Here is a 2,676-nt window from a genome sequence, read left to right as displayed (position 1 = left end):
AGTATATTCCGTGTTGATTGTACCTGTCTTGAGGTATTCCAAAAAGCCTTTGAGTTCTGCATCTTCGGCTTTGCCGAATGCTTCCGCATTGATTATAACCTTTTTGGTTCCGTCTTGTAAGGGTGTTTGCCGGTCTTCAAGGCACATATTTTCAAATGTGTAGAGCGGCTTGCCTTTCCCGATAGCGTCGAAAAGACAAACGAAAATATTATAGCTTTCGTTCAAGGCTTTGTAGTGGGTTCCTTTGTCTAAGAATGCGATGTCGATTGCTGCCTGATAATAACGCATACGTTTGGGGATATTGTGTTCGTTCACAACCTGCATTTCGATATCGTAAGATTTACCGGTTTCGTCTTTTACAAGCAGGTCGAGGCGCACCGATTTGGATTCCGAACCGGTAAAGACGGCATCTTGCGATGACAGGTAGGTGATTTTCCCGATTTTATCTGCCAAGATCATTTCGAGAAACTCTTTACAAATACCTTCGTCCTGCATGACTTTGCAAAACATAAAATCATCGGCAATGGTAAGTTCGTCAAAGCTTTTTTTCATAGCCACCCCCTCACTTGTTGTATTATACCACAGTTTAAAGGACTTTAAAAGAGAGCGATGTAAATATTTAAGAGTAGAAAGCGCTTCCACGCACACAAAAAAACTGCCATCGAAGCCGGAGTTTCTTTTAGGGGGAGAAAATACCCCTTTCCCTTACAGGTTTTCAAGTCAGGGCAGTTTTTTTCTCTCCCTATACCCCCTCTTTTGACCTTGAACCTGCGCTTCCAAAGGGGATTTCCCATTTGGAAACTGTTTATAGGCGGGGTTCTTAGGGGCAGAGCCCCTAAGCGGTTCTTTTGAAGAAAGGAGGGGTCATAGGGGAGGAAAGGAACTTTTATCCGAAAAAGTTCCGTTCCTCCCCTAATTCATCAATACTCCACAATCGTGCCGAAGTCTTTCCAGCCTTCTGCGGCTTGGTAGAGAGCTTTGGAGCCGGCGGGGACGCGGAGCGTTGCGGATGCGATGGGCGTGTCTTCAAACACGTAGGCGCCTGCCGGAATAGCCGGCGGCTTTGCCGCTTTGCACGTTACCGTCTTCAGTTTAGGATCGGACGACAAGGCATATATCCATATTTGGGTAAGCGTTGAGGGGAGCTCGACCGACGTCAATTCGGGGCAATCGGCAAGAGTAGAAGTGCAAAGGTCCGTTATGTTTTCCGGTATAACCATCGAGCTCACTTTTAGGCCTCTAATTGAAAAGTCGCCGATATATTCCAGCGAAGCCGGCAGGTTAAGCGTTGCAAGGTTGGGACAGTCGTTAAACACAAAGTCTTCAATACTCTTTAAGCCGTTTGGCAGCGTAACGGAAGTGATTGCGGGAATCTTGCTGAAAGAAGCCTTTCCCAATTTTGTTACGCTTGCAGGAACGGTGTAAGAAGCGTCCGGTTTACCCGGCAGATAGCCTAACAGTACGGTGTTATCTTTGTTAAAGATAACACCGTCTTGGGAAGAAAGGTAGGCGTTATCGGATGCGACCGTTACGCTTTGCAGCGTAGCTCCCCAAAAGTCGGGGCGCTCTATGCCTGTTACCGTGTAGGTTACGCCGTCGTGGGTAACTTCTTTGGGTATGGTAAGCGATGTTCCTGTGTACGGCGCATAGTTTGAAGAATCTGTAAAAGCGGTTACGCTCACCTGGCGGGCGGTTTTGTCCGTTACATAGTAGCGTACGCCGGCTTCTTCAAAGTAGTCGAGTATGACGACGGAAGGTTTTACGGTAATGGTACCTGAAAGGGCGGTTTGTCCGCTTACCGTGTCGACTACCTTTATACGCGTTGAGCCGGCATTGTTGCACGTTACCGTAATATTGCCGTAATTGTTCAAGTTCGCCGTATCGAGCGTGATGATACCCGCCGTTTCAGGCGTTGCCGTGTAGCTGCCCGAACCCGATGTTACAAGCGTGTAGGTAAAGCTTTGTCCCTTTTCTTTGGTAAAGTTCCGCGTATCCAGAGTGAGTGCAGGACCGGTATAGGTACTTTTAAACTTTACCTTGATGTTTGCCGCTGCCGTTACGGTGTGGTTGTAGGTTGCGTTTGTTCCCGCTGCGGCGATGGGCGTTCCGTTGTTCGTCCATTGTTCCACTTCACAGCTCGAACCGGCAGGCGTTGCCTTAAAGACGACGGTTTTGCCGTGTTCCACCGTATCGCCCGAACTGATTTCGCTGCCGTCAACTTTTGCCGTGAGCGTGCCGTTTCCGCCGTCCACGCCGAAATCGATTTTACACAGTACCTGCTTAAAGGTAACCGTTACGGTAACGTCTTCAGTGATTTTAAGCGTCGCGCTCGTACTTCCGTCGGTGCCGCCTAGTAAAAATGAGCCCGCCGAAACCGTCCACTTATTCACCGCATAGCCTGCATCCGGTACTGCCTTAAAGGTAATTTCGCTGCCATAGGGCACATTGGGCGGGTTTGGAAGCTCGGGAACGGTCGTTACTCTGCCGTGTACCGGCGGGGTAAGCGTAACCGTGTGCAGGACAGGAAACGTCCCGGGCTTCCGTTTAAAGAATACCTTAACTTGCACATTTGCCGTAACTTTGAGCGTGTAGGTAAGCGCTGTGCCGTTTACTTCTGTGCCGTTAAGTTCCCACTTTTCAAGAATGTAGCCTCCAAGCGGCGTTGCCGTAAAGGTG

At 49.0% G+C, this 2,676-nt stretch carries 2 protein-coding genes; both read right to left on the bottom strand.

The features are described from left to right. Positions 1-552, bottom strand: a 552-nt coding sequence (locus HMPREF0860_RS08380) for an Rpn family recombination-promoting nuclease/putative transposase (protein WP_021495676.1), incomplete at its 3' end; no start/stop codon positions are given. Between the two features lie 368 nt (positions 553-920). Next, the coding region (locus HMPREF0860_RS14140) for a leucine-rich repeat protein (protein WP_021495677.1) at positions 921-2,676 on the bottom strand (1,756 nt) is incomplete at its 5' end.

This window comes from Treponema socranskii subsp. socranskii VPI DR56BR1116 = ATCC 35536 (genome assembly GCF_000468115.1).
Lineage (GTDB): Bacteria > Spirochaetota > Spirochaetia > Treponematales > Treponemataceae > Treponema_D > Treponema_D socranskii.
The sequence above is the reverse complement of the archived record's forward strand: the minus strand, read 5'-3'. Positions and strand labels throughout refer to the sequence as shown.